Source organism: Pseudomonas sp. FH4, assembly GCF_000510915.2.
Lineage (GTDB): Bacteria > Pseudomonadota > Gammaproteobacteria > Pseudomonadales > Pseudomonadaceae > Aquipseudomonas > Aquipseudomonas brenneri.
Genome location: NZ_AOHN01000047.1, coordinates 68,460 through 95,238 on the forward strand (window position 1 = coordinate 68,460; position 26,779 = coordinate 95,238).

Below are 26,779 nucleotides of genomic sequence, written 5' to 3' on the forward strand. Positions count from 1 at the left end.
AGGCAGTGCATCAATGTCCATCCGACATACCGGGCGGCTGGGCGCGATGGCGCCAGGCGAGGCCTCGGGGTGAGTGTCGGGGGAACCGTCCATGCAGTGATCACAGTGAAGAGATGAGTGGCAGCGTCACATGCCGGGTCAGTCCATTAAATTCAGTCTTGATGGAGTTCACTCTCGCAATCGCTAAACATTCGCCACGTACTCGCCAATTCGACAAACGCCCCGCATGCCGCACTGCGATAGGCGCCCTTGCGACTGAGCAGGGCCACCGTGCGCTGCGCCAGCGCCGGACGCAGTTGCACCGCGTGCAAGCCTTGCTGGGTCTGCGCCACTTCCCGGGGCAGGATCGTCGCCAGGTGGGTGTGGCGGATGATCTCAATCACGGCACTGATTGAGTTGGCCTCCATGGCAATCTGCGGTTTTATCGCCAGCGTGCGGCAATAGTCATCGATGTAACGACGCGTCGCAAAGTCGGCGTTCAACAGCACCAAGGGTTGCTGCTGGAAGTCCGCCAGCTTGAGCCACTGCTTGCGATTCAGGCTTGGATGGCTGGCGCTGGCCACCAGGCTCAACGCCTCGACAAACAACGCCTGGCAGGCAATGTCCGGCATGTGCTCACCGGTGAAGCCAAGGCCAATGTCCAGCAAGTCCTCGGTCAATGCATGCTCAAGGCGATCCTGGGTCATTTCCTCGACGCTGACGCTAATCCCCGGATACAAGCGATAGAACTGGGCCAGCAGCGGCCCGATCAGGTACGCGGTAAAGGTCGGGGTCATGGCCAGGCGCAAATTGCCCCGGCTCAGGTCCTGCACGTCGTGCATGGCGCGGGTACCGGCCTGCAGGTCCTGCAACGCCAGGCGCGCAAACCGCACATAGGCCTGGCCCGCGTCGGTCAGGCTGACAGTACGGCCGGAGCGATCGAGCAACGGTGCCCCGAGGGTCTCTTCCAACTGCTTGATCTGTTGCGACAAGGTCGGCTGCGACACATGCAGTGCCTCGGCCGCCCGCGTGAAGTTGCGGTGGTCGGCGACGGCCAACAGGTAGCGGATATGGCGCAACAGCATAAAAACCTCTCCAGCTATAGGTACTGCTTATAGAAACTATAACAAGCCAGTCTTGGACGCTATAGCCTGAAACTTCCATCCTTGCCCCATCAGCGACGCAAGGAGAACCACCATGCAGCATCTCATCGACGGCTTTCGCAAGTTCCAGGGTGAAGCCTTCAGCCAGCGCAGCGACCTGTTCAAACAACTGGCCACCACGCAAAAACCCGGCACGCTGTTTGTGTCCTGCTCAGACAGCCGCGTAGTCCCGGAGCTGTTGACCCAGCAAGAACCCGGCGATCTGTTTGTAATCCGTAACGCCGGCAATATCGTGCCCTCCTACGGCCCGGAACCGGGCGGTGTCTCGGCCACGGTGGAATATGCCGTGGCCGTCCTGGGGGTCAGCGACATCGTGATTTGCGGTCATTCCGATTGCGGCGCCATGACGGCCATCTCCACCTGTAAATGCCTGGATCACTTGCCCGCCGTGGCCAATTGGCTGCGTCATGCCGAATCGGCCAAGGTGATCAACGCCGCACGCACCCATGCCTCGGCAGCCGAGCGACTGGACGCCCTGGTGCGGGAAAACGTAGTCGCGCAACTGGCCAATCTCAAGACGCACCCCAGCGTTGCACTGGCGCTGGAGCAAGGCCGGCTGAACCTGCACGGCTGGGTCTATGACATCGCAAGCGGCGGCATCAATGCCCTGGATGGCCGCACCGGGCGCTTTATTTCCCTGCTGGACCACCCGCAGACCCGCGCGCACGCCGCCTGAACGTTATTCAAACCAAGAGGAAACCATCATGTTGCAATCCCAATTTTCCCAAACCCCACGCCTGGCCCTGGCCGACACCGTGATCGACATCAAGGCCCGCAAGAGCCTGTCCTGGCAGGACCTCACCGACGGCACCGGCCTGAGCCTGGCGTTCGTCACCGCCGCCCTGCTTGGCCAGCACCCGCTGCCCAAGGACGCCGCCGATGGGGTGTGCGACAAACTTGGCCTGGACGCGGACGCCAGTCGCCTGCTGCAAAGCGTGCCTCTGCGCGGCAGTATCCAGGGCGGTATTCCAACGGACCCGACCGTGTACCGCTTCTATGAAATGCTGCAGGTCTATGGCTCAACCCTCAAAGCCCTGGTCCACGAGCAGTTTGGCGACGGCATCATCAGCGCCATCAACTTCAAGCTGGACATCAAGAAGGTCGAGGACCCGGACGGCGGTTCCCGCGCGGTGATTACCCTGGACGGTAAATACCTGCCAACCAAGCCGTTCTGATTTGCCGACAACCGTCTACGCTCTTGAAACATTGACAAGAACGAGGGACGGGTAATGAAGGCAATGCTCCGAACCACCTGGCTGTTGCTGTTGCTGTGTTTCAGCCAGGTGCACGCTGCAACCACCCAGGAACAGGACGCCAAAGCCGCCGTGGCCTTGCTGGAGAAAGCCCTGGCCTATTATCACGATAATGGTGACAAGGCCTTTGCCGCCTTCAGCCGCCAGGGCGAGTTTGTCGACAAGGACCGCTATGTGTTCGTGGTCGATACCAAGGGCGTGCTGCTGGCCAGCGGCGGGCCTTCATCGGCGCTGATTGGGCGTGACGTGTCCGAAGTGCTCGGGCCGGACCTGCGCAAATCCTTCAAGGATGCGCTGCGAATCCCCGAAGGCAACGGCATCCAACAGGCCGAATACCGCTGGCAGAACTGGAGCGATGGCAAGGTCGAACGCAAGCATGTGTTCTACCAGCGTATCGGCCAGCGCATCCTCGCCGTCGGCTACTACCTGCCCCGGGCCACGCCCGAACAGGCCAAGGCCCTGCGGGACAAGGCGGTCAAGGCGTTGGAAAACAACGAAACCGCTACGCTGAAGGCGATCAATGCACTGCAGGGCGGCTTCCTGCAGGACGACTTGTATGTGTTTGTGGTCGACCTGGATACCGGGCGTTATGTGGCCCACGGCACCAACCTGCGCCTGATCAACACCGACTTTGCCAAGATCAAGGACCCGGACGGCAAGCCCGTGGGTGAGCCGATCCTGCAATTGATGAAGGAACAAGAGCAGGGTGAGTACGAGTACCGCTGGAAAAACCCGGTGACCGCCAAGGTGGAAAACAAGCATGCCTACCTGCGCAAGAGTGGGCATTTCCTGGTGGCGGTGGGTTACTACAGCCCTTGAGCGGGCAACGCGCGCAGCTGCATTCCTTGTAGGAGCCGGCAAGCCGGCGCCTACACTATCGCGCCTTGTCTTCACGCCCACGCAACAGGTGGTTAGGCATCACAATCGCTGCCGCCAGCCCCAGCAGCGACACCGCCGCGCTGACCATCAACAAATGCCGGAACGTGCTCAGCAACTCGGCGCGCAAGGCATCCTGCGCGGGGCCAGGCGCGGCGTTGAGACCGTCGAGCAGGACGTTGCCGGAGCTGCCTTCAGCCATCATCGAACCACTGGCCAGGTGGGCAAAACTCGAATCCTGCAGCAACGCCAGCAGCAAGGCCGACATGCACGCCACGCCGACCGCGCCACCCAGGGAGCGAAACAGGTTGGTGGTGCTGGTGGCCACGCCGATGTCGTGTTGCGCCACCGAGTTTTGCGTGCCCACCAGGGAGGTCGGGAACTGCATGCCGGAGGCAATGCCACTGAGCACCATGAACAGGCTGCTCAGGATCAGGGACTGGGGCGCGCTGAAAGCCATGCCGAGGATGGCAATCGGCGTGAGCACTGCCCCGGTCAGGATCATGGGTTTGTAGCGGCCGGTCACTGAGGTCATGCGCCCGGCGAAGAACGCGCCCATGGGTAGGCCAATCGCCAGCGGCAGCAGGTGCAGGGCCGCGCTGTCGGCACCGGCGCCGGTGACACTCTGATAGCGCAGGGGCATCAGCACGATCAGCGAGATGGCCTGGAAGCTGGTGAAGAAAATCGTGCACCAGCACAGCACCGCGCTGCGGTTGGCGAACAGGTGCATGGGCAACAACGGCTCCCGCGCCCGGCGCTCATGCCAGACAAATACACTCAGCGCCACCAGCGCACACCCCAGCAGGCCCAGCACCTGATCATCGCGCCAGTGATGGCCCTGGCCGATTTCGGTGATGCCCAGCAGCAGCGCCGTCAGGCCAACAATCATCAGCAACGTGCCGAGGTAATCGATGATCGGCTTGCGCTGCGGCACCGGCAGCCCCACCAGGGTGCGATGGGCCACCCACCAGGCACCCGCACCCAATGGCAGGTTGATCAAAAACACCCAGCGCCACGACAGGTATTCGGTCATATAGCCACCCAGCACCGGCCCGGCCACGCTGGCAACCGCGTACATGCTGCTGAAGTAACCCTGGTAACGCCCGCGCTCGCGAGGCGGAATAATGTCGCCGATGATCGCCTGGCTCACTGAAATCATCCCGCCCGCGCCAATGCCCTGGAGGATGCGTGCCAGCACCAACTGCTCCATGCTTTGCGCCATGCCACAAAACAGCGAGGCGATGGTGAACAGGCCCATACCAATCAGCATCATTGGCCGGCGCCCATACAGGTCACCGAGCTTGCCGTAGATCGGCACCGCTACGGTCATCGCCACCATGTAGCCGGAGATGACCCAGGCCAGCAGGTTGACGTCGTTGAACTGGGCGGAAATAGCCGGCATCGACACGGCGACGATGGTCTGGTCCAGCGCGCCGAGGAAAATCGCCAGCATCAGCGCGGCGAGGACACTGCGTACGGAAGGTGTGGGTTGAGTCACGACAGAACCTGCAGGCAAGGCCACGGAAAAGAGGCCCGCGGCAATGCCTGTCATGTTACTCGATAGCCGGCTATTCGATAGCCTCGTAAGGAAGTCCGACGTAATTTTCTGCAATGGTTTTGCGCCCGGCCTCAGACTCGACAAAGTACTCCAGCTCACTCTGGGCGATACGCTGGCTGAAACCATCCGCCTCGGGAAACTGGTGCAGCATCGAGGTCATCCACCAGGAAAACCGCTCGGCCTTCCAGATGCGGCGCAGGCAGATCTGTGAGTATTTCTCCAGCAACTCCACACGCCCTTCCCGATACACCTTGCACAGGATCGTGAACAAGGTGCTGACATCACTGGCGGCCAGGTTCAGGCCCTTGGCGCCGGTGGGCGGCACGATGTGGGCCGCGTCGCCCAGCAGGAACAGGCGCCCGTACTGCATCGGCTCCACCACGAAACTGCGCAACGGGGCGATGCTCTTTTCGATCGAGGGCCCGGTCACCAATTGCGCTGCCAGTTCTTCTGGCAGGCGCGCCTTGAGTTCATCCCAGAAGCGCTGGTCGGACCACGCGTCAGGCGTCTCCTCGGCCGGCACTTGCAGGTAATAGCGGCTGCGGCTGGGCGAACGCATGCTGCACAGGGCAAAGCCACGCGGATGCTTGGCGTATACCAGCTCCTCGTGGACCGGCGGGGTATCGGCAAGAATACCCAGCCAGCCGAATGGATAGACCCGCTCGAACGTCTTGAGCACATCGCCGGGGATCGACTGGCGCGCCACACCGTGGAAGCCGTCGCAACCGGCAATGTAGTCGCACTCCAGGCGCACCTGCTGGCCCTGATGCTCGAAGGTCAGCCAGGGCCGTTCGCCCTTGAGGTCGTGGGGTTGAACATTGTGCGCTTCATACAAAGTGATCGCGCCGGCCTGCTCGCGCGCTGCCATCAAGTCGCGGGTGACTTCGGTCTGGCCGTAGATCATGACGGTCTTACCGTTGGCCAGGGATTTCAGGTCGATATGTTGCAAACGGCCGTTCAACGCCAGCTCGAAACCTTCATGCACCAGGCCCTCGGCGTCCATCCGCTGGCTGACGCCGGCCTGGCGCAACAGGTCGACCATGCCCTGTTCGAGCACACCGGCGCGAATACGCCCGAGGACATAATCGGGGGCCTGGCGCTCTAGAATCAGGGTTTCAATCCCCGCGTTGTGCAGTAACTGGCCGAGCAGCAGCCCCGAAGGGCCGGCGCCGATAATGGCGACTTGGGTTTTTAGCGTTTTCATTATTTTTATGGTCCGCACACTTCACCCGAACGTATTCGGTGAAAGCGTTGTCATTGGATTTGGTGCTGGCATTTTTAACTTGAGTGGCCGCCATAAGAAGGTGAAAACTGAGCTAAAGCCTGCGCTTTTCGCCAATCGGGGCGATTACCGAACCACTGTCCTGAGTATCGGATTGAAACCATGACCAAAAACGCCAGTCCCGCGATTCCAGTGTTCAAACTTTATGGGGAAAGCCAAGAGTGGCCGACCCCGGATCTGTTGCACTGTGAAACCATCTCCCGGCGCAGCCGCGAGTACCAGTGGGAGATCCAGCCCCACCGACATGCGGACTTGTGCCAATTGCTCTATGTGTACAAGGGCCAGGCGCAACTGGAGATCGAGGGCCAGCGCACGACGCTGACGGAATCGACCCTGCAAGTACTGCCGCCGCTGTGTGTGCATGGGTTTCGGTTTGCCGAAGATGTCGAAGGCTTTGTGGTGACACTGGCCGCACCGCTGGTGGCGCACCTGCAAGGCCAGTTGGGCTCGGCGGTAGACAGCTTGAGCGCCCTGGGCAGCTACCCGGCGGGCAAGGACAGTGACTACCTCAACAGCCTGTTCGCGCGGTTGCAAAATGAATACAACGACGACTTTCCGTCCCGGGACATGATGATGCACGCCCTGGTCAGCGTGCTGCTGGTGTGGATCAGCCGCCAGGCCATCCAGCGCCGCCATCCACGGGCACCCCGCAGTCGTGAGTACTTCCGCCATTTCACCCAGTTGGTGGAACAGCACTACCGTGAGCATCCGAAGATCGAAGACCTGGCGCACAAGCTGGGGATCTCGGTGTCGCACCTCAACGGCACCTGCCGCGAACTGGGCGGCCAGCCGGCCTTGCAGATCATGCACGACCGCCAATTGCTGGAGGCCAAGCGCCTGCTGACTTACACCAGCATGACCATCAATGAAATGTCGGACGTGCTGGGGTTCTCTGATCCGACGAACTTTTCCCGACTGTTCCGCCGACGCGTAGGGTTTTCGCCCAAGGCGTTTCGTGAGCAACTGAACGCGGATTGACCGGGCGCCTACAGGCCGAGTGTCAGCGCAAAGCGCTCAAGGTCGCCGAGTAGGTGCATTGCCCATGGTTGCACGCCGCGGCCATGCCCGGTTGCAGGCGGGCCTGTTCGGCGCGGTAGGCGGCGGTGCCGTAGAGGGCCGTGGCAAAGGCGCAGAGGGCAAAGATCATCAGGTACTTTCTGGTTTTGATCGTCATGGCGGTGACCTCCGGACAGATCAAGAAGGTGCTGTCTTAAGCATAGGCCAGCCAGGGCGAGTTGCCAGTATTGACGGGTATTCAGGGGCCTTATCGGGCCTACAATCCTGCATCCCATTGCGGCTCTGGCGGGAACCTCAAGACCAGGAAATCCAGGAGGCTGCGCAACGCCTGCGGCATGTGTTTGCGCGAGGCATATACCGCATAGATGTTCATCTGCCGAGGCTCGGCATGGGGCAGCAGACGAATCAACTCGCCGCAACGGATGTAATCACCGGCCTGATAGCTGGGCAACATTGCCACCCCCGCTCCCGCCAGGGCCATGCGTAGCAAGGTGCTGGCTTCATTGGCGCTGATATTGCCGTGCACCGGCACCGACACCGGCTCGCCGTTTTCCTCGAAGTGCCACAGGCTCTTGCTGAAATAAGAGTGGGTCAGGCAATTGTGCCCGGCCAGTTCTTCCACGCGCTGTGGTTGCGGGTGTTCCAGCAGATAAGCCGGCGAGACACAGATTACCGAGCGGCAAACCGTCAACTGACGCGCAATCAGGTTGGGGTCAAGGTCGTTGCTGGTGCGGATCGCCAGGTCGATGCGCTCATCCACCAGGTTCACTGTGCGGTCGAGCATTTGCAGGTCAATACTGACCAACGGGTAACGCTTGACGTACTCGGCCATCGCATCGGCCAGTTGTGCCTGGCCAAACGAGGTGCTGACACTCAGGCGCACCAGGCCCCGGGGGGCGTCGTCCGGTTCGCTGACGGCGGCCTGCATGTCGCAGGACAATTCCAGCATCTGCCGGCAGCGTGGCAGGGTTTCACTGCCGGCGGCAGTCAGGCTGAGCTTGCGGGTGGTGCGGTGCATCAGGCGGGCGCCGACCCAGTCCTCCAGCTCCGCCAGATAGCGCGATACCACCGGGCGCGACAGGTCCAGATGATCGGCGGCGGCAGATTGGCTGCCCAGGTCGACCACGGTGACAAACACCCGCATTGCTTGAAGACGATCCATGATTTGCCCGATTTCAGAAACAAACTATGTTCCAGCATCGCATTTTTTGCTGCGTTCAGTGCAACTAAGCTCTGTCCATCGCCTATCAAGGCACCTCTGACCTGGACCTGCCCATGCTCACCACCCTCAAGCGCTTTGTATTGGCCACTACCGTTCTCGGCTTTGCCGCCCACGCCGTCGCCGCCGACCTTACCCTCGATGTTTACAACCCGGGCGAATCGGCGATCTTCCCCGTCAGTTCAGTGCTGGTCAGCGGCGAGAAAGACGCGATCCTGGTGGACGCGCAGTTCGGCAAAGGCCAGGCCGAGCAACTGGTGCAGAAGATCCGCGCCAGCGGCAAACAGCTGACCACCATTTATATCAGCCATGGCGACCCGGACTACTACTTCGGCCTCGACACCCTGGCCAACGCCTTCCCACAGGCCAAGATCCTCGCACCGCAGCCAGTGGTCGACCATATCAAGGCCACCGTTGCCGGAAAGATCGAATACTGGGGCCCGAAAATGGGCGCCGACAAGCCGGCCAAAACCATTATTCCCCAAGTCCTCGAAGGCCATAGCCTGACGCTCGAAGGCCAACCGCTGGAAGTGATCGGCCTGGACGGCCCGCAGCCGGATCGCAGCTTCGTCTGGATCCCATCGATCAAGGCCGTGGTCGGCGGCGTGGTGGTCTCAGAAAACATCCACCTGTGGATGGCCGACACCCAGGGCGCGCAATCCCACGCCGATTGGCTGAGCACCCTGCAACGTATCGAAAAACTCAAACCGGTCACCGTGGTACCCGGTCACTACCTGGGCACGCCTACAGCCAAATCTGTCGCCTTCACTGCCGACTACATCAAGGCGTTCGATGTAGAAGCCGCCAAGGCCAAGGATTCCACCGCACTGATCGCTGCCATGAAAAAACGCTACCCGAACCTGGCCGATGAAAGCTCCCTGGAACTGAGCGCCAAAGTCGCCAAGGGCGAAATGAAGTGGTGAATTGATCCAACCCTTTACCCACCCTGGAGAACGTCATGAGCAAGATTGCAATCATTGGTGCCACCGGCCGTGCCGGTAGCCAACTGCTGGAAGAAGCCCTGCGTCGCGGCCATACCGTCACGGCCATCGCCCGCAACACCGCAACTATCGCAGCGCGTCCCGGCTTGATCGTTAAACAGGCGGATGCGCTGGACGCGACAGCCCTGCAACAGGCGATCAGCGGCAACGACGTGGTGATCAGCGCCGCGCACTTCGCCACCCTGCCCGCTGCCGCGGTGATCGGGCCGGTAAAACAGGCCGGCGTGAAGCGTCTGCTGGTAGTGGGCGGTGCCGGTTCGCTGCTGTTGCCGGGCGGTGGGCGGGTTATCGACAGCGCAGGCTTCCCTGCCGAATACAAGGCCGAGGCCAGTGCTGGCGCAGTGTTCCTCGACACCTTGCGCCAGGAAAAGGAGCTGGACTGGAGCTTCCTTTCGCCTTCGGCAGAGTTTGTCGAGACTGAGCGCACCGGCACATTCCGCCTGGGCCAGGACGACCTGCTGGTGAGCAGCGAAGGCCGTAGCTGGATCAGCTTTGCCGACTTCGCCATTGCCCTGATTGACGAAGTGCAAACACCGAAACACTCCCGCCAGCGCTTTACCGTGGGCTACTAAGCACACAACCGCTGCTGGAGCCGGCTTGCCGGCTCCAGCAACTGCAGTTTTTCAATAGCCCCTGCGACTTTCTCATTTGCCCCCCGCCCTGCACCGCCGCCTAATAGCGACCTTGTCCGCTCAAGGCCCGCCCATGGAAAACGTCCACGCAAAACCCACCACCGCTCTCTGGCTGATGCTCAGTGTTGTGCTAGTGGCCCTGAACCTGCGCCCGTCCATGGCGGCGGTTGGTCCGTTGTTGTCATCGATACGCGCCGATGTGCCCCTGAGTTTCAGCACCGCTTCGTTGTTGACCATGCTGCCAGTGATGGCGATGGGCTTGGCGATGTTCTTTGGCATCGGCCTGGGCAAACGGCTGGGTGAGCATCGCAGCATTGTGCTGTCGCTGGTGGTGATTGGCCTCGCCACCCTGTCGCGGCTGTTTCTCGACTCTGCGGCTGAATTGATCCTCAGCGCCATTGCCGCCGGCGTGGGCATTGCCTTGATCCAGGCGTTGATGCCCGCGCTGATCAAGTCGCACTTTCGTGACAATGTTTCGCTGTTCATGGGCCTGTACGTCACCGCGATCATGGGCGGTGCAGCCTTGGCGGCATCGTTCTCGCCGTTCATCCAGGTGCACACCGGCAGTTGGCGCATCGGCCTGGCCATCTGGGCAGTGCTTGCCGTGTTGGCGCTGCTGTTCTGGTACGCCCAGCGCGCGGCGCTGCCTCCCCTGCCCCAAGCCGGCGCCGGCCCGCAGGAGTCATTTTTCGGTAATCGCCGCGCGTGGTTGCTGGCGATTTTCTTCGGCCTCGGTACCGCTTCCTACACCTGCGTACTGGCGTGGCTGGCGCCGTACTACGTCGAGCAAGGCTGGAGCGAACAGAATGCCGGCCTGCTGCTGGGCTTCCTGACGGCCATGGAAGTGGTCTCCGGGCTGATCACCCCGGCCATCGCCAACCGGCGCCAGGACAAGCGCGGCGTGGTTGCCGTGTTGCTGGTGCTGATCATTGCGGGTTTCTGTGGCCTGATCCTCTCGCCGCAGCACCTCACATTACTGTGGCCGTGCCTGCTGGGCCTGGGCATTGGCGGGCTGTTCCCGATGAGCCTGATCCTGTCCCTCGACCACCTGGACAACCCGCGCCGCGCCGGTGGCCTGACGGCATTCGTGCAGGGCATCGGCTACCTGATTGCTGGCGTGTCGCCGCTGATTGCCGGGATGATCCGCGACCAACTGGGCAGTTTCGAATGGGCCTGGTGGTCGCTCACCGCCGTGGTGGTGGTGATGCTGCTGATCGTCCTGCGCTTCGACCCACGCCACTATGCACGGCATATTCGCTAGGGCGTCGTATTCCAAACAGTATCTGTCCCACAACCGACACAGAAAGGTCCTACGGACCTTTCTATTGGTACGAGCGTTCCGTTAACATTTTGACTTGTTTGCGCTGCGGTCGCGCAACAGGCTCACGGACGGAACGAATGCTAAACAGTAACTTGCTTAGAAAGCTCGATATGCAGGACCTGATGGTGTTTGTCGCTGTGTATGAGCAAAGCAGCGTCACCGATGTGTCCGAAACCCTGTTTGTCAGCCAGTCCACCGTCAGTTACAGCCTGAAGAAGCTGCGTACCAGCTTCGAGGACGACCTGTTTATCAACACCCGTGCCGGCATGCGCCCGACCTACAAGGCCAGCACCATGTACGGGCATGTGCAGAAAATCCTCGAAAGCATCAACCTCTGCCACGCAGGTGCGCAGACATTCGACCCCACGCAAAAAGCCGTCACCTTCAACCTCTGTGCGCCCGAGTACTTCGAGCAACTGATCCTGCCCAGGTTGTTGAAACACTTCGATCATGCCGACCTGCCAGTGATCGTCAACGTGCAGAAGCTGGAAACCGAGATTCCCGTCGAAGCGCTGCGCGACGGGCGCCTGGACCTGGTGATCTGCTTCGGCCCGCACTTTCATCGCGAGCACAAGGACCTCAGGACCCAGATGCTGCTCGAAGACGATCTGGTCTGTGTCTTCGATAAACGCGCCGCCCCCCGGGAACCGGCGTTCAGCCTGCAATCCTTCGTCGCCCGGCGCCATGTGTTCCCCACCCCCTGGACCTCGGACACCAACATGATCGACGGCTGGCTGGCGCGCCAGGCCCAAAAACGCCAGGTTATCGCCCGGGCCAACAGCTACAGCGCCGCGCTGAAGATGATTGCCGGCACCGACTTCATCGTCACCCTGCCCCGGCGCGTGCAACAGCTGCTGGCCGTGGAACCGCCGTTTGGCCACTGCGAAGCCCCCAACGGCCTGCCGGGGTTTACCCTGGATATGCAGTGGAACGACGCCAGCGAGCAGGAAACTGCCAACGCGTGGTTTCGCGAGCAGGTGGTGCAGGCAGCGGCAAGCTGCAAGCTAGAAGCGGCAAGAGATGCACAGACATCACTTGCCACTTGAAGCTTGCTGCTTGTAGCTGTCATCCCCCCATAAACGCTTCCAGTCGCGAGCGCATCCAGCGCTCGGCCGGGTCGCTGTCAACGTGGCTGAGCCAGACCATGGACAGGTCCAGGGTCGGCGTATCGAACGGGAATGGCTCACAAAACAGGTTGCCCGCCGCGGCCATGGCCTGGGCCGTGTAGTCCGGCAGGCTGGCGATCATATCGGTGCCGGCCAGCAATGCCGGCAAGGAGCTGTATTGCGGCACGGATAACACCACGTGCCGCTTGCGACCGATCTCGGCCAGCCACTCATCGGCAAACCCTGCGACGTTGGCGGTGTGGGACACCAGCACATGGGGGCGCGCGCAGTATTCGTCGAGGGTCAGGGGCTGGTCCGAGGCATCGGCGCGTAGCACGCTGGGGCGGATATGGCGCAACAACTTACGCTTGGCATTGGCCGGCAGGCCACGGGTCTGGGTGATGCCGACAGTGATATCGCCGGAGGCCAGCAAATCGGGGATACGCCAGTAATCAACGTGCTGCACCACAAACACCACCTGCGGCGCTTCGATACGCAGGGCCCGCAGCAGCGGTGGCAGCAAGCCAAACTCGACGTCATCGGACAGGCCAATGCGAAATGTCATGGTGCTGACAGACGGGTCGAAATCATGGGTAAGGCTCAACGCCGCCGACAGCGAGTCCAGCGCCGGCGACAGATGCCGGATCAGCTCCTCGGCTCGCGCCGTAGGCTCCATGCGATGGCCGACACGGATAAACAGCGGGTCGTTGAACAGTGTGCGCAGGCGGTTGAGGGCCGAGCTGATCGTCGGCTGGCCGAGAAACAGCTTCTCTGCCGCGCGTGTCACGTTGCGTTCGAGCATCAGTGTTTCGAAGACGACCATCAAGTTGATGTCGGCCTTGCGTAATTCATTGCGGTTCATGGCGAACGCCCTACAGCCCAAGACTGCCGGCAGTTTAGGAACACAGCGGGGCCTGCGTCTATGCGCCGACTATCCAACCCACCTGTTTGGGACTATAAATCAGCTTCCATGGCAACCGAGAACACCCCCGTGCTGGTCATTCTTGCCCTGGCCATCCTGATGGCCGGGCTGTGCATCTGGAGCATCAGGTTCATCGCCCACCCGACCGCCAGGACACTGCTGCGGGTATTTGTCGGGCTATGCCTGGCCGCCATCGTCGCGTACCTGGTGCTGGCGTCAGGGTTTCCGACCGCGTTGCTGGTATCGGCCGGTTGACGATGCCCATCTCGGCCCCTCTAATAAGCGCCTCATTCAAGCACGGAGCGCTTCGCCATGAAATTCGCCTACACCATCGTCTACGTCCCGGACGTCGCCGCGTCGCTGCAGTTTTTTGAAAACGCCTTCGGTTTCAATCGGCGTTTCCTGCACGAATCAGGCACCTATGGCGAACTTGAAACAGGTGGCACCACCTTGTCTTTCGCCGCCCATGAGCTGGGCGAGATGAATTTTCCCGGTGGGCATGTGCCAGCCCACAGCTCGAAACAACCACTGGGCATGGAGTTGGGGTTTGTCACCGATGACGTGCCGGCCGCCCACGCCAAGGCGCTGGCCGCAGGTGCAACCGAGCTGACGGCGCCGATCAGCAAACCCTGGGGCCAGGTGGTGTCGTATGTGCGCGGCCCGGATGGGACACTGGTGGAGTTGTGTACGCCGATCCAAAACTGACGCGGGCCTTATCGGATAGGAGCCGGCTGCCGGCTCCTACAGTCAGGGTTTTAGCGGACGTTCCTGATCGCGTTCGGACAGTTCCGTACCGTCATCCGGATGCTTCCAGGTCTGTGGCTTCTCTTCCTCGCGACGTTGCCTGGCGCGCTCCTGCTCCTGTTGCGCCTCATCGCGCGGCTTGTCTTGATTGGTCATACCTACCTCCCGTCCATAAGAATGAGTCACGCCAAACAAGCATAGAACAGCCAACACATTTCTTGCGGGTAACCGTCAGGGAGCCAACTATGCAACTGGTTGCATATTAAAATTCACCCTGCTAATTTCTCCTCGCCGGGTACCCGACACCCGATCCGATTGGAGCCGTCATGTCTCTCCCAACTGTTTTGCAAGGCCGTCTTTCGATTCCAGTGGTGTGTTCGCCGCTGTTTATTATTTCCAGCCCTGAGTTGGTGATCGCCCAATGCAAGGCCGGCGTAGTGGGTTCATTCCCCGCGCTGAACGCGCGGCCGGCGCCAGTACTGGAGGATTGGCTGAAACAAATCACGACCGAGCTGGCCGAGTACGATGCCCTGCATCCGGATAAGCCCTCTGCACCGTTTGCGGTCAACCAGATCGTGCACAAGTCCAATGATCGGCTCGAACATGACCTGGCACTGTGCGCCAAGTACAAAGTCCCGATCATCATCACCTCGCTGGGTGCGAGGGTGGATGTGAATGAGGCGGTACACGCCTACGGCGGCATCGTGCTGCACGACGTGATCAACAATACCTTCGCCAGAAAAGCCATTGAGAAAGGCGCCGACGGCCTGATTGCCGTGGCTGCGGGTGCTGGAGGGCATGCGGGGAAAATTTCGCCGTTTGCGCTTATCCAGGAAATCCGTGAATGGTTCGACGGCCCGCTGCTGCTGTCGGGGGCCATTTCACACGGTAATGGGATTCTCGCCGCCCAGGCGGCAGGCGCTGACCTGGCCTATATCGGCTCGGCGTTCATCGCCACTGAAGAGGCCCATGCCCAATCGGCCTACAAGCAAATGATTGTCGAGAGCTCGGCCGACGACATCATCTACTCCAACCTGTTCACCGGTGTGCATGGCAATTACCTGCGCCAAAGCATCGCCAACAGCGGCCTGGACCCGGATGAACTGCCGGTGTCCGACCCTTCGACAATGAATTTCGGCACCGGTGAAGGGGCCAAGGCCAAGGCATGGAAAGATATCTGGGGCGCAGGCCAGGGCGTGGGCGCCGTCAAGTCGGTCCTGCCGGCCGGCAAGCTGATCGAGCGGCTCAAGGGTGAGTATCAAGCCTCGCGCAAACGCCTGGACCTCGGTGTTATTCATTAGAGGTGGATCCGGAATTTCGGTCTGGATGAAGATCAAAGGTGGGAGCTGTCGAGCCCCGGCGAGGCTGCGATAGCGGTGGATCAGGCGACACCTTCAATGCCTGTGCCGCCGCCATCGCAGCCTCGCCGGGGCTCGACAGCTCCCACAAGGGATTGGCGGCGGATTCGGGATTTCGGTCTGGATGAATGTCGAGCCCTACCTGGCCTCAAGCCTCAATCAACGGCAATACCTCGTCCGCCCAAGCCAGCCAGCTTTCTTCGAGCATGATTCCACGCCGCAGCACCATATATTGCAGGCGCTGTGCAGTGGTTAAAGACGTGGATGAAAAGTCACGCTGTTCAATCTGCCGATACGTCTCAAGCAGTGCCTGATGCTGCTTGATCAGGCGCTGGACCTCATCCCCCAGACCCAGCGGGCCAATCACCGCCTCGGCACGCAGCTTGATCAGCAGTGCCTGGCTCTGATCCCCCGTTTCTTGCGGCTCGCCCGCCCAGCGCATCAACTCGGCGCGCCCCGCAGGCAGCACCTGGTAGGTTTTTTTGCGCCGTTTGTCATCCTCAGGGCCATCGTGCGCCACGAGCCAGCCGGCGCTGACCATACGGCCCAGCTCACGATAGATTTGCTGATGGGTGGCTTGCCAGAAATAACCAATGGAGCGGTCGAACCGATTGGCCAACTCATACCCCGTCGAGGGCTTTTCCAGGAGTGAGGTCAGGAGTGCGTGTTGGATGGACATGGGGCGCAGTCTACCTCCGCGGTTCTGGCCCGGGCGAGCATGAAGTCGATGAAGGTCGAGGTCGCGCGGGTGTGATGGTGATCAGGCATGTAGAGCATATACATGTTGGTGCCGAAGATGCTCAGCCGCCAGGCGTCCAGTGCGGTAACCAGCGTGCCCTGGCGCACGTCATCCTGCACCAGGTAGTCCGGCACCAGCCCGACGCCCAACCCGGCCAATACGGCTTGGCGCAAGAACAGGAAGTTCTCCGAAATCAGGGTGGGCTCCAGCAGTACCTCATGCCGCTCCTCATCCAGGTAAGCGGCGACCCGCAATTGCCGGCCGACCACCGCCGCCGTAATCAGCGGCGCGGTGCGCAAGTCGCTGAGTTGCTCTGGCACACCATGCTCCTGGGCGTAGGCCGCAGAAACGCAGGCCACGTAGCGCAACACGCCCATGTCTCGCGCGACCAGATTTTGCGGCGGCTCGGACATGACCCGTACCGCGATGTCCACTTCATCGCGCATCAGGTCTTCGACACGGTTTTCGAACATCACGTCCAGCACAATCCCGGGATACAGCCGCTTGAAATCGAGTAGCCAGTCGGCCATGACCCATTGCCCATAGCCACTTGGGACACTGACACGCACCCGGCCCTGCAGGCTCTGCCCCAGTGAAGACACCGACTCTTGCGCCGCCAGCAGCTCATTGCGGATGGCTCGCCCATGCTCATACAGGCGCAGACCGATCTCGGTCGGCTCGATGCGGCGCGTAGTGCGCCGTACCAGTTGCAAACCGATCGACTGCTCCAGGCGGCTGAGGTGGTAGCTGATGTTGGCCCGGCTGACCTTGAGGCGCCGTGCGGCCTCACTGAGGTTGCCTGCATCGATGATTTCGACCAGCAAGGTAAGAGACTTGAGGTCCATGGGCGATCACTGTCAAAGAATTTTGAACAGCCTGTCAACCAGAGCTGTGATTGTCAACGAAGCTTTGCCTTCCGATAATCCTTCGGATAATCAGCCGCTGAGCACCACAGGTGAAACCATGCGTGAACCGATTCTTGTGCACCGCGAAGGTGCCGTTCTAGTGCTGTCCAATAACAACCCCGGCGCACGTAACGCCCTCACGCCCGAGTTCTATGCCGCATTACCCCAGGCCCTGGCCCGGGCCGAGGCAGATCCGGCGATTGGCGCCGTGGTATTGACCGGTGTTGACGGTCATTTCTGCGCCGGCGGCGATCTGCATCGGCTGGCATTACGCCGGGCCATGACGCCGGCAGAGCGACGGGTCAACCTTGAAGGCCTGCATGACCTGATCCGCTCGATCCACACCTGCAGCAAACCGGTGATCGCCGCCGTCGAAGGGGCAGCCGCCGGGGCCGGCCTGTCGATTGCGCTGGCGTGCGACATGCTGGTAGCGGCTCGCAATGCTTCGTTTTCGGTGGCCTACGTCAAGGTTGGCCTCACCCCGGATGGTGGCGCCACGGCATTCCTCGCCGAATTTGTCTCGCGCCAGGTACTGACGCAACTGTGCCTGACCGGTGATCGTATCAGCGGTGAACGCCTGCATGCCCTGGGCGCGGTGAATACCCTGGCCGAGCCCGGTGAGGCGCTCGCGGCGGCCATCACGCTGGCAGCCCGGATTAGCGCAGGCCCACAGCGGGCAATGGCGCGGATCAAGAGCCTGTGCCGTCAGGCCGGCAGCGCAAGCCTGGAGCAGCAGTTGGAACTGGAAGCCACCCATATGGTGGAGTCCATGGGTGACGATGAGGCTGGCGAGGGGATTGCGGCGTTCTTCGACAAGCGGCCTGCAGACTTCCTGGCCTTACGAAAAACCAATCAATAATTCCGCACAGCGAAATAACATTCCATATATTTGACATCCCGCCGTATTGCATGCAAATCTCCAGCGAGATGGCACTCGCCATACCGCCCGCATATCGATTAACCCAGACTCATAACAATAGGGTTTTAGAATGTTCAATCGTCACCTGCCCCATTGGCCGGAGGGTGCGCCCCACCACCTGACACTGCCGGACACCAGTCTTTTCTGTAACCTGGAGATCGCTGCCCGGCGTTATCCACAAAAGACCGCGATCATTTACTACGACACCCTCATCACCTACGCCCAGTTGCTTGATGAGGTCGAGCGGTTGGCCGGGTATTTCCAGTCCCAAGGGATCAAGCGTGGCGACCGGGTGCTGCTGTTCATGCAGAACTCGCCTCAATTCATCATCACCTACTACGCCGCCTTGCGCGCCGACGCCATGGTGGTACCGCTCAACCCCATGAGCCGCGCCAGCGAACTGGAACACTACCTGCAAGATACTGACGGCGAGATCGTCGTCTGCGCTCAGGATCTCGCGCCTTTTGTCACGCCGCTGCTCGGCCGTTTCAAGCTGCGCCAGGTGCTGACGACCGCCTATTGCGAATACCTGCGCCAGCCCACCGACCTGCCCCTGCCGCCCGAATTGCTCGTTGCGGTACAAACCGCGACGTTGCCTGGCGTGGTGCGCTGGCAGGCTGCACTCGATTGCGGCCAACAGCCCGGCCCGCACCTCAGTGGCGCGGACGATCACTGCGTGATGCCTTACAGCTCCGGCACCACCGGCGTGCCCAAGGGTTGCCTGCACACCCATGCATCAGTGATGGCGACGACCGTGCATCGCCAGGCCTGGACTAACCGCACTTGCGAAGACGTGGTACTGACCACACTGCCGCTGTTCCATGTCGCCGGCATGCAGTCGTCGATGAACGGGCCGATTTTCAGTGGCGCCTGTGTGGTGGTCATGACCCGTTGGAACCGCGAAGTCGCCGCGCAGTTGATGCAACGTTATCGCGTCAGCAACTGGTCCAATATCGTCACCATGGCCGTGGATTTCCTGACCCAGGACGGGCTTGATCGCTATGACTTATCGAGCCTCAACTACATTGGCGGTGGCGGTGCGGCGATGCCCGGCCCGGTCAAGGACAAGCTCAAACAGCTATTGGACCTGGACTACATCGAAGGTTACGGCATGACCGAAACCATGGCAGCGACCCATATGAACCCCAAGGCGCGCAGCAAATCCCAATGCCTGGGCATTCCGGCGTTCGACGTGGACTCGCGCGTTATCGATAGCACGACTGGCCTGGAACTGGCGCCCCACGAGGTGGGGGAAATCGTCTGCCGTGGCCCGCAAATTTTCAAAGGCTACTGGCGGCTTCCGCAAGACACCGAAAAAGCCTTTATCGAACTGCAAGGTAAACGTTTCCTGCGTACCGGCGACCTCGGTTACTACGACGAAGACGGCTACTTCTTCATGGTCGACCGTATCAAGCGAATGATTAACGCCTCCGGCTACAAGGTCTGGCCTTCGGAAGTCGAAAGCCTGATGTACCGCCATCCGGCGATCAAGCAGTGCTGCGTCATCTCCTCCCCCGACGCACGCCGAGGGGAAGCCGTCAAAGCCCTGGTGACCCTGCACCCCGAGCGACAGGACACCACGGCCGACGACATCACCGAGTGGTGCAAGGCCAATATGTCGGCCTACAAAGTCCCGGCCACCATTGAGTTTCGTGAGCATCTGCCGCAATCCGGCGCCGGCAAACTGCTATGGCGCCAGTTGCAGGATGAAGAATGGGCCGCCCACGCCCCCACCAGTACTGGCACAGGAAACTGATTGATGTCTGACGCCGTTATTGTCTCCACCGCACGTACCGCCCTCGGCAAATCCTACCGGGGTGCCCTGAACAACACCCACAGCATCGACCTGGCCGGGCATGTGATCCAGCACGCCGTGGCCCGGGCCGGGATTGACCCGGGGCTGATTGAAGATGTGATCCTCGGCGCGACGTTTCATGAAGGCGCCCAGGGCAAGAACATGGCGCGCCTGGCAGCCATTCGTGGCGGGTTGTCCACCACCACGGCGGGGTTGTCGATCAACCGTTTTTGCAGTTCGGGCCTGCAAGCCATTGCCCTCGCGGCCCAACGTATCGTGTCGGAGAAAGTCCCGGCGATGATTGCCGGCGGCGTGGAATCCATCAGCCTGCTGCAAAACGACAAGCTCAATACTTATCGCGGACAGAACCCGTGGCTGCTGGAGCACAAGCCTGAGCTTTATCTGTCGATGATTGAAACCGCCGACATCGTTGCCCATCGCTACAACATCAGCCGCGAGGCCCAGGACGAATACGCCCTGCTCAGCCAGCAGCGCACCGCCGCCGCCCAGGCCGCTGGGTTGTTTGATGATGAGATTGTTCCCTTCAGCACCCGCATGCTGGTCAAGGACAAACACAGCGGCGAGGTCAGTGAACAGGCGGTAACCCTGACCCAAGACGAGTGCAACCGCCCCTCCACCACCCTGGCCAACCTGGCCTTGCTGGAGCCTGTGCGCGGAGCCGGGCAATTCATCACGGCGGGCAACGCCAGCCAGTTGTCTGACGGGGCATCGGTGTGCCTGGTCATGGACAGTCTGTATGCCGAACGCAACAACCTCGAACCGCTGGGGATTTTCCGCGGTTTTGCCGTGGCCGGTTGCGAGCCGGACGAGATGGGCATCGGCCCGGTCTACGCCATCCCGCGCCTGCTTAAGCGCAACGGCCTGAAAATCGACGATATCGACTTGTGGGAACTCAATGAAGCCTTCGCCTCGCAGGTGATCTACTGCCGTGAAAAACTGGGCATTCCCCTGGAAAAGATCAACGTCAACGGCGGCTCCATCTCCATCGGTCATCCTTATGGTGTCACCGGCTCACGCCTGACCGGCCATGCCCTGATCGAAGGCAAACGGCGCGGCGCCAGATATGTGGTAGTGACCATGTGCATCGGCGGCGGACAAGGCGCTGCCGGCTTGTTCGAGATCGTCTAAAAACCGAGCCAGAGCGCGAAGCTGCAATCCCTGTGGGAGCGGGCTTGCTCGCGAAGGCGGTGTGTCAGTCAATTGATTCGTTGGCTGATACACCGCATTCGCGAGCAAGCCCGCTCCCACACTAGTATGTAGTGGCTTCAGTCAAGCCGCTCGATCACACAGGCAATGCCCTGGCCAATCCCGATGCACAGGCTCACCAGCGCGTAGCGCCCTTGCTGGCGCTCCAGGCTACGCAAGGCCGTCAGGGCCAAGCGGGCACCCGAGGCACCCAGCGGGTGGCCAATGGCAATCGCACCGCCCTGGGCATTCAAACGCGGATCGTCAAAGGCCAGGCCCAACTCTTTGGCGCACCCCAGTACCTGGGTGGCGAAGGCCTCATTGATTTCAATCACATCCATATCCGCCAGGCTGAGCCCGGCACGCGCCAAGGCCTTGCCAATGGCCGGTACCGGCCCCAGGCCCATCACCCGCGGCGCAACCCCCGCGACCGCACCGGCCACGATCCGCGCCCGTGGCTTGACCCCGTACCGCTCACCGATCGCACGGTTGCCAACGATCAGCGCCGCCGCCCCATCGTTGATCCCCGAGGCATTCCCCGCCGTGACCACGCCACCGTCGAACAGCGCCCCCAGCCGGGCAAGCGCCGGCTCATCGGTGGACGGCCGTGGATGCTCATCAGCCCCTACCTCCTTGGGCGGCAACTTGCGTCCTTGCGGTACCCGCACCGGCATCAGTTCACCTTCATAAAAACCCTCCGCCAGCGCCTTGGCATACAGCGCCTGGCTGCGCGCCGCGAACGCATCACTGTCGGCACGGCTGATGCCCAGATCGCGCGCAATGTTATCGGCGGTTTGCGGCATGCTGTCGGCGCCGAATTCGGCCTCGATCAGCGGGTTGGGAAAACGCGCACCGATGCTGCTGTCGAAGACCTGGAAGGCCCGGGAAAACGCCGCCTCGCTCTTGCCGACAACAAACGGCGCACGGCTCATGCTCTCGGTGCCGCCAGCGATAAACAACTGGCCTTCATCGCAACGGATCATCCGATTCACATCCAGCAACGCCGCCAGCCCCGAGCCGCACAAGCGGTTGACAGTCAGGCCCCCCGTGGTCAATGGCAACCCCGCGAGCAATGCCGCATTGCGGGCAACGTTGCGCGCATCTTCACCGGCCTGGCAGGCACACCCCGCCACGACGTCTTCATAGTCGGCGCCAGCGAACGGGCTGCGCGCCACCAGGGCGCGAATGACCTCGCCCAGCAAGTCATCGGGGCGCACGCTGGCCAAGGCGCCGGCGCTGCGACCAAAAGGTGTACGCAGGCCATCATAGATATAAGCGGACATGGTTATTGCTCCTGCACAGCAGAGGGATGATCGGGGGATTGCAGGCTCAGGCCCAGTTGCACCCGGCGACGCAGCCAGGGGCTGGGGCGGTAGCGCGGCTCTTCATAACAACCTTGAATGCCGCGCAACACCGTGAGGATCTTGTCTGCACCATAGAATTCGGCGAAGGCCAGCGGGCCGCGCGGATAACCCAGCGCCAGCATCACCGCACGGTCGAGGGTGGCCGGGGTGGCGATGCCACGCTGGACGATTTCCGCCCCCAGGTTGGCCACGCAGGCCACCACGCGCTGGATGATGAAACCGGGCGAGTCATTGATCACTTCCACCGGCACGCCGCTGCTGCCAAGGGCCTGCACCGCCTGGGCTTCCAACGCAGGCTCAAGCGCCGGTTGGCGCATCAACACCAGGCGCTTGGAGAAATCGCAGAAGGTGTCCAGGGCCAGGGTGCGCTCAGCCGGTAAACCCAGGCGCGCAATCATGCTGCTGGCATCTTCGCCCAATGGGGTAATCAGGCAGATCGCGTTGGCCGGTGGTTGAACGGCCTCTTCAAGCGTCGCCCCGCCAGCGGCGAGCAAGGTTGCCACCTCAGCGCGCACGTGCGGCTCCTGGCTGTCGAGCCAGAAGGCACGCTCGACCGCTACAGCCGCTCGCTTGAGCGGTGGCGAACGCAACTGCTGGCCGTCGACATACCGATAGAAACCATGCCCGTCACTCTTGCGTCCCAGCAAACCGGCGGCCACGCGCTGGGCTGCCAGGTAGGAAGGCGTGTAGCGGGGGTCACCATAAAACTGCGCGTAGATCGACTCCATCACCCCGTGGGAAATGTCCAGCCCGGTGAGGTCAAACAACTCGAAAGGCCCCATGCGAAACCCCGGGCCATCGCGCAGGATGCGGTCGATCTGTTCGACATCGGCGATGTTCTCGCCAAGGATGCGCAAGGCTTCAGTGCCATAGGCGCGACCAGCATGGTTGACCAGAAAACCCGGTGTGTCCGGGGTTTGCGCCGCAAAGTGGCCCGCTGCCTCGGCCAACGCGCACAAGCGCTCTACCACCTGCGCCTGGGTACGTTCACCGCGCACCACCTCGACGATCTTCATCAGCGGCACCGGGTTGAAGAAGTGAAACCCGGCCACCCGTTCAGGGTGCTGGCAACCGCTGGCAATCTGTGTAACGGACAACGAAGACGTGTTAGTCGCCAACACGGCGCTCGGCGCAACGATGGCCTCCAACTGGCGAAACAGCCCTTGCTTGGCCTCCAGGTTCTCGACGATGGCTTCGATCAACAGATCGCAACCGGCCAAGGCTTCCAGGCTGTCAGCCGGCTGCATGCGCGCCAGGGTCTGCTCCAATTGCTCGGGGCTGAGCTTGCCCTTGGCCACCTGGCGCGCCAACAGGTCTTTGTTAAAGCTCAGCGCCTGCTCGACCGCCTCGGGACGCACGTCATACAGCAGCACCTCGCAACCTGCCGTCGCAAACACCTGAACAATGCCACGCCCCATGGCGCCACTGCCAATCACACCGATACGTGAAAACATGGTTTCTCCGATTTTATGTTTCGCTGTGCAGAACCTAATTCCATATTGACTAGAATACTAATTATTGTCAGGCTCAACTTCAATCTAAAAACGGCTCTTTGCGGAACATACCGTGCGTAGCAAGTGCCGCCGCTCACCCCATAACAAAAAGAGAACACACCATGACCGTCTCACCACCCTGCGACCTGCAAGGCCTATTCAGTGGATTCGCTGCGTACCTGGGCCTTGATCTGGTTGAATACGGCCAGGCGCAAACCGTCATCGCGTTGCTGGTCAACCCCGAGCATCTCAACCAGGCCGGCAACCTGCACGGCGGTGTGATAGCGGCCATGGCCGACGCGGCGCTGGGCATGTGCGGCACCTGGAATATCGACCCGGACCTGTGGCGCTTGTCCCTGACCCTGTCACTGAACATCAATTACATGGCTCCCGCCCCCGCAGGCAGTCGGGTGCGGGTCATTGCCCGGGTGCGGGGCGGTGGGCCGAAAATCTACATGGCCGCTTGTGATGTGCTCGATGCCGAGGACAACCTGCTGGCCAGCGCTGAAGGGGTGTTCAAACGCAGCCGCCTGCGGCGCCTGCCCGCGTGAAGCTGACACGCCTGCTGCCACTGGCCCTGCTCTGCGAACTGATTGCCCTGGGCACACGTACCACTGCGTTCAGCCTGATCGCGGCGCTGCTGTTCGGTTTGTTTTTTATCCGTCACTGGCAGTCGCTCATGCCCTACCCTCGGCGCCTGGGCCTGGCGACGCTGGCGCTGCTCGCGATATGGCTGGTCAAGGCCCCACTGGACCTGCCCACCGTCCAGCGCATCAGCAGCGCGGCCGCCTATTACGCGGCGTTCATTGGTGGCCTGGGGCTGATGGGTTGCCTGGTCAAGCGCCTGCCGGCACTGCGCGAGGTGCATCGTTTTTTGTTGCGTGGACCACGGGCCCTGCTCTATCCGCGCTACTTGTTGGCGGCGCTCGGGTTGGGGTCAATCCTCAGTTTCGGCATGCTCAACCTGATGTGTTCAACCCTGCACAGTTACCTGCAACACTTTGCACCCGATCACCCGGCCCAACGCGATGGCCAGCGAGGTGTGCTGACCGCTGCCATTCGCGGCTTTGCCCTGGTGCCGTTAATCGCGCCAACCAGCATTGTGGTGGCGATCATTACCCGTGAAGTCCCCAGCCTGACCTGGACCGACCTGTTGCCTTACGGCGTGATCGCCACGGTGCTGCTGATGCTCATTGGCGCACGCACGGAAAACCGCCATTTGCAGACATTGGTGGATGAGTCGCCAGAAATCCCCGCAGCCTCGCTCACGCCTCTGGTCCTTGGCACGGCCTTGGGCATTGGTGCGATTGTCGCGCTGGCAAGCTTCAGTTGGCTGAACATCACCCAGGCGTCGTTGGTGGTGGTGCCGCTGCTGGTCAGTGGCTGGTTGTTCCTTGAAAGCCCTGGCAAAGCCTACGACGAATTGGCCGAGCATCTGGCGGGCATGCGCAATGAGGTCTTTATCTTCGGCTGTTCCGCGCTGTTCGGCGCGCTGTTCAATCAACTGGTGTCCCTGGATCAACTGGTGCCGCTACTGGGCGGTTCCTCCCAGGTATTTGTGCTGCAATGCATTGCCCTGCTGGGTATCGTCGGGCTCGCGCTGATCGGCATTGCGCCGATTATTACCCTGAGTATTTGTGCCGGCTTGCTGGCCCAATTGCAGGCGGCCGGTGTCAACCCTCTGGGCCCCGCCGTCAGCCTGGTCTGCGCCTTCTCCCTGGCGATGCTGCTCTCGCCCTTTGGGCCCGCCGTGTTGATCCTCGCGCGTACCGCAGGCACCTTGCCGTGGACGATTGTCCTTACCTGGAATGGCCGCTTTGCGCTGATCGCCATCCCGGTATTACTCGCCCTGTCCTGGGTCGTGCAATGGAACCATTAGCGGAACAGGATTCCGCTATGCTGCCATTTCGCGCGACTATATAAGTCATTGCATTGAAATCACGCCGGTTACTGCCCACACTGCCTGGCATTATCGGCTAACCTCTTCCACTGCCAGCCCGCTGCCCACATGAGCCTCCATGACTGAAGAAATCGAAACGCCCGAGAACGAACCCAAGGACCGGAAATTCGTCGAGGCCCTGAGTCGGGGTCTCGAAGTGTTGCGCGCGTTCACCCACGGCAACGTCACCCGGGGCAACCAGGACATCGCGCGGATTACCGGGCTGCCCAAGCCCACGGTTTCGCGCCTGACCTACACCCTGACGCAGCTTGGCTACCTGAGCTACAACCAGGACGTGGAAAAGTACCAACTCGACTCCGGGGTGCTGGCCCTGGGGTATGCCTATGTCAACAACCTGCGGGTCCGCCAGTTGGGCAAACCGCTGATGGACGAGTTCGCACGGCGCACCAACACCACCGTTGGCCTCACCTGCCGCGATCGGTTGTCGATGATTTATGTGGAAAGCTGCCGCCCACCCGACGTGGCCAGCCTGCGCATGGAAGCCGGCGTGCGCCTGCCCCTGAGCACTACTGCGGCGGGCCGTGCCTACCTGGCTGCCACCCCGGAAAACGAGCGGGCACACCTGATCGGCGAAATTGCCAAGAAGGCCGGTGACGAATGGCCGGCCCTGGAAGCCTCGCTGAACGAATCGTTTCGCGAGTATGAGGAGTTCGGTTTTTGCCTATCCCTCGGCGAATGGGACCGCAACGTCAACGCCGCTGGCGTTCCGCTGCGCCTGACCGACGGCAGCATCATGGCCCTGACCTGTGGCGCGCCGAAATTCCAACTGCCGACCGACACCCTGCAAAGCTCCCTGGCACATCAACTGGTGATGTTGGCCAGGGACATCGAAAGCCTGGGCGCCTGATCGCCATGGGTCCTGCAGGCGCGAAACTGTTCGCGCCTGCAGGAGCCATTTACAGGCTACCGCTCAACTCGGGAACCGCCTCGAACAAGTCCGCCACCAGGCCGTAATCAGCCACCTGGA

General features: G+C 61.5%; 28 protein-coding genes. 17 read left to right on the plus strand and 11 right to left on the minus strand.

Annotated elements, in window-relative coordinates:
• Nucleotides 1-152: 152 nt before the first annotated feature.
• Entirely contained in the window at nt 153-1,064 is a 912-nt protein-coding gene (gene cynR, locus H097_RS26410; RefSeq protein ID WP_032863511.1) for a transcriptional regulator CynR, read from the minus strand.
• Nucleotides 1,065-1,176: 112 nt separating this feature from the next.
• Between cynR and H097_RS26415 the strand changes: the two genes are divergently transcribed.
• From H097_RS26415 to H097_RS26425, 3 genes are read left to right on the plus strand one after another with little or no spacing between them, the layout of a single operon-like run.
• A complete protein-coding gene (locus tag H097_RS26415; protein WP_032863512.1) occupies nt 1,177-1,818 on the plus strand; it encodes a carbonic anhydrase in 642 nt (213 codons plus the stop codon).
• A gap of 28 nt (nt 1,819-1,846) precedes the next feature.
• Nucleotides 1,847-2,317 carry a cyanase gene (gene cynS / locus H097_RS26420; RefSeq protein WP_032863513.1) on the plus strand — a complete coding sequence of 157 codons (471 nt, stop codon included), beginning with the start codon at nt 1,847-1,849 and terminating at the stop codon, nt 2,315-2,317.
• A 54-nt stretch (nt 2,318-2,371) separates the two neighbouring features.
• Nucleotides 2,372-3,214, plus strand: a complete 843-nt coding sequence (locus H097_RS26425; RefSeq protein ID WP_032863514.1) for a cache domain-containing protein — start codon at nt 2,372-2,374, stop codon at nt 3,212-3,214.
• A 55-nt stretch (nt 3,215-3,269) separates the two neighbouring features.
• On the opposite strand, the gene H097_RS26430 is transcribed toward H097_RS26425, so the two are convergent.
• Nucleotides 3,270-4,724 carry an MDR family MFS transporter gene (locus H097_RS26430; protein ID WP_050593456.1) on the minus strand — a complete coding sequence of 485 codons (1,455 nt, stop codon included), beginning with the start codon at nt 4,722-4,724 and terminating at the stop codon, nt 3,270-3,272.
• A 115-nt stretch (nt 4,725-4,839) separates the two neighbouring features.
• A complete protein-coding gene (pobA, locus tag H097_RS26435) occupies nt 4,840-6,033 on the minus strand; it encodes a 4-hydroxybenzoate 3-monooxygenase (protein ID WP_032863515.1) in 1,194 nt (397 codons plus the stop codon).
• 180 nt (nt 6,034-6,213) lie between these two features.
• On the opposite strand from pobA, the gene H097_RS26440 reads away from it, so the two are divergent.
• Entirely contained in the window at nt 6,214-7,089 is an 876-nt protein-coding gene (locus H097_RS26440) for a helix-turn-helix domain-containing protein (RefSeq protein WP_032863516.1), read from the plus strand.
• A gap of 22 nt (nt 7,090-7,111) precedes the next feature.
• Here H097_RS26440 and H097_RS28465 read toward each other — a convergent pair whose 3' ends face one another.
• Nucleotides 7,112-7,285: a hypothetical protein gene (locus H097_RS28465; protein ID WP_167360815.1), complete on the minus strand. Its 174-nt coding sequence runs from the start codon at nt 7,283-7,285 to the stop codon at nt 7,112-7,114.
• A 99-nt stretch (nt 7,286-7,384) separates the two neighbouring features.
• Entirely contained in the window at nt 7,385-8,290 is a 906-nt protein-coding gene (locus tag H097_RS26445; protein ID WP_032863517.1) for a LysR family transcriptional regulator, read from the minus strand.
• Between the two features lie 113 nt (nt 8,291-8,403).
• Between H097_RS26445 and H097_RS26450 the strand changes: the two genes are divergently transcribed.
• The 4 genes from H097_RS26450 to H097_RS26465 all read left to right on the plus strand — a co-directional run bounded on the left by H097_RS26450 (nt 8,404) and on the right by H097_RS26465 (nt 12,347).
• Complete coding sequence (locus tag H097_RS26450; protein WP_032863518.1) at nt 8,404-9,270, plus strand: MBL fold metallo-hydrolase; 867 nt, start codon at nt 8,404-8,406, stop codon at nt 9,268-9,270.
• A 35-nt stretch (nt 9,271-9,305) separates the two neighbouring features.
• The gene (locus tag H097_RS26455; protein ID WP_032863519.1) at nt 9,306-9,920 is read left to right on the plus strand and encodes an NAD(P)-dependent oxidoreductase; all 615 of its coding nucleotides are present in this window, start codon (nt 9,306-9,308) and stop codon (nt 9,918-9,920) included.
• 133 nt (nt 9,921-10,053) lie between these two features.
• Nucleotides 10,054-11,241 (plus strand): cyanate transporter, encoded by a 1,188-nt coding sequence (locus H097_RS26460; RefSeq protein ID WP_032863520.1) that lies wholly within the window; start codon nt 10,054-10,056, stop codon nt 11,239-11,241.
• 137 nt (nt 11,242-11,378) lie between these two features.
• Nucleotides 11,379-12,347 (plus strand): LysR family transcriptional regulator, encoded by a 969-nt coding sequence (locus H097_RS26465; RefSeq protein ID WP_032863521.1) that lies wholly within the window; start codon nt 11,379-11,381, stop codon nt 12,345-12,347.
• Between the two features lie 19 nt (nt 12,348-12,366).
• Here the strand turns inward: H097_RS26465 and H097_RS26470 are convergent, their stop codons facing one another.
• Nucleotides 12,367-13,269 (minus strand): LysR family transcriptional regulator, encoded by a 903-nt coding sequence (locus tag H097_RS26470; protein WP_032863522.1) that lies wholly within the window; start codon nt 13,267-13,269, stop codon nt 12,367-12,369.
• Nucleotides 13,270-13,377: 108 nt separating this feature from the next.
• Here H097_RS26470 and H097_RS26475 point away from each other — a divergent pair, with 108 nt between their 5' ends.
• A complete protein-coding gene (locus H097_RS26475; RefSeq protein ID WP_154220497.1) occupies nt 13,378-13,584 on the plus strand; it encodes a hypothetical protein in 207 nt (68 codons plus the stop codon).
• Between the two features lie 57 nt (nt 13,585-13,641).
• Entirely contained in the window at nt 13,642-14,034 is a 393-nt protein-coding gene (locus H097_RS26480; protein WP_032863523.1) for a VOC family protein, read from the plus strand.
• A 42-nt stretch (nt 14,035-14,076) separates the two neighbouring features.
• Here the strand turns inward: H097_RS26480 and H097_RS28470 are convergent, their stop codons facing one another.
• A complete protein-coding gene (locus H097_RS28470) occupies nt 14,077-14,229 on the minus strand; it encodes a hypothetical protein (protein WP_167360814.1) in 153 nt (50 codons plus the stop codon).
• A gap of 170 nt (nt 14,230-14,399) precedes the next feature.
• Here H097_RS28470 and H097_RS26485 point away from each other — a divergent pair, with 170 nt between their 5' ends.
• The gene (locus H097_RS26485) at nt 14,400-15,374 is read left to right on the plus strand and encodes a nitronate monooxygenase family protein (protein ID WP_032863524.1); all 975 of its coding nucleotides are present in this window, start codon (nt 14,400-14,402) and stop codon (nt 15,372-15,374) included.
• Nucleotides 15,375-15,579: 205 nt separating this feature from the next.
• Here the strand turns inward: H097_RS26485 and H097_RS26490 are convergent, their stop codons facing one another.
• Both H097_RS26490 and H097_RS26495 read right to left on the minus strand, forming a co-directional pair.
• On the minus strand, nt 15,580-16,110 hold the full coding sequence (locus H097_RS26490) for a PadR family transcriptional regulator (protein ID WP_032863525.1): 531 nt from the start codon (nt 16,108-16,110) through the stop codon (nt 15,580-15,582).
• On the minus strand, nt 16,086-17,015 hold the full coding sequence (locus H097_RS26495) for a LysR family transcriptional regulator (RefSeq protein ID WP_050593454.1): 930 nt from the start codon (nt 17,013-17,015) through the stop codon (nt 16,086-16,088). The genes H097_RS26490 and H097_RS26495 overlap by 25 nt, the downstream gene beginning before the upstream one ends.
• 118 nt (nt 17,016-17,133) lie before the next feature.
• Here H097_RS26495 and H097_RS26500 point away from each other — a divergent pair, with 118 nt between their 5' ends.
• From H097_RS26500 to H097_RS26510, 3 genes are all read left to right on the plus strand, one after another.
• The gene (locus tag H097_RS26500) at nt 17,134-17,934 is read left to right on the plus strand and encodes an enoyl-CoA hydratase (RefSeq protein WP_032863546.1); all 801 of its coding nucleotides are present in this window, start codon (nt 17,134-17,136) and stop codon (nt 17,932-17,934) included.
• Between the two features lie 130 nt (nt 17,935-18,064).
• Complete coding sequence (locus tag H097_RS26505; RefSeq protein ID WP_032863526.1) at nt 18,065-19,750, plus strand: long-chain-fatty-acid--CoA ligase; 1,686 nt, start codon at nt 18,065-18,067, stop codon at nt 19,748-19,750.
• A gap of 3 nt (nt 19,751-19,753) precedes the next feature.
• Nucleotides 19,754-20,938 (plus strand): acetyl-CoA C-acyltransferase, encoded by a 1,185-nt coding sequence (locus tag H097_RS26510; RefSeq protein ID WP_032863528.1) that lies wholly within the window; start codon nt 19,754-19,756, stop codon nt 20,936-20,938.
• A 137-nt stretch (nt 20,939-21,075) separates the two neighbouring features.
• On the opposite strand, the gene H097_RS26515 is transcribed toward H097_RS26510, so the two are convergent.
• On the minus strand, nt 21,076-22,278 hold the full coding sequence (locus H097_RS26515; protein WP_032863529.1) for a 3-oxoadipyl-CoA thiolase: 1,203 nt from the start codon (nt 22,276-22,278) through the stop codon (nt 21,076-21,078).
• A 2-nt stretch (nt 22,279-22,280) separates the two neighbouring features.
• Complete coding sequence (locus tag H097_RS26520) at nt 22,281-23,813, minus strand: 3-hydroxyacyl-CoA dehydrogenase (RefSeq protein WP_032863530.1); 1,533 nt, start codon at nt 23,811-23,813, stop codon at nt 22,281-22,283.
• Between the two features lie 161 nt (nt 23,814-23,974).
• Between H097_RS26520 and H097_RS26525 the strand changes: the two genes are divergently transcribed.
• The 3 genes from H097_RS26525 to H097_RS26535 all read left to right on the plus strand — a co-directional run bounded on the left by H097_RS26525 (nt 23,975) and on the right by H097_RS26535 (nt 26,659).
• Nucleotides 23,975-24,403 carry a PaaI family thioesterase gene (locus H097_RS26525; RefSeq protein ID WP_032863532.1) on the plus strand — a complete coding sequence of 143 codons (429 nt, stop codon included), beginning with the start codon at nt 23,975-23,977 and terminating at the stop codon, nt 24,401-24,403.
• Nucleotides 24,400-25,731, plus strand: a complete 1,332-nt coding sequence (locus H097_RS26530; protein WP_223232739.1) for a hypothetical protein — start codon at nt 24,400-24,402, stop codon at nt 25,729-25,731. Before H097_RS26525 ends, H097_RS26530 begins: the two co-directional genes overlap by 4 nt.
• Before the next feature lie 139 nt (nt 25,732-25,870).
• Nucleotides 25,871-26,659, plus strand: coding sequence for an IclR family transcriptional regulator (locus H097_RS26535; protein WP_032863533.1), 789 nt, complete (start codon nt 25,871-25,873; stop codon nt 26,657-26,659).
• Nucleotides 26,660-26,779 lie beyond the last annotated feature (120 nt).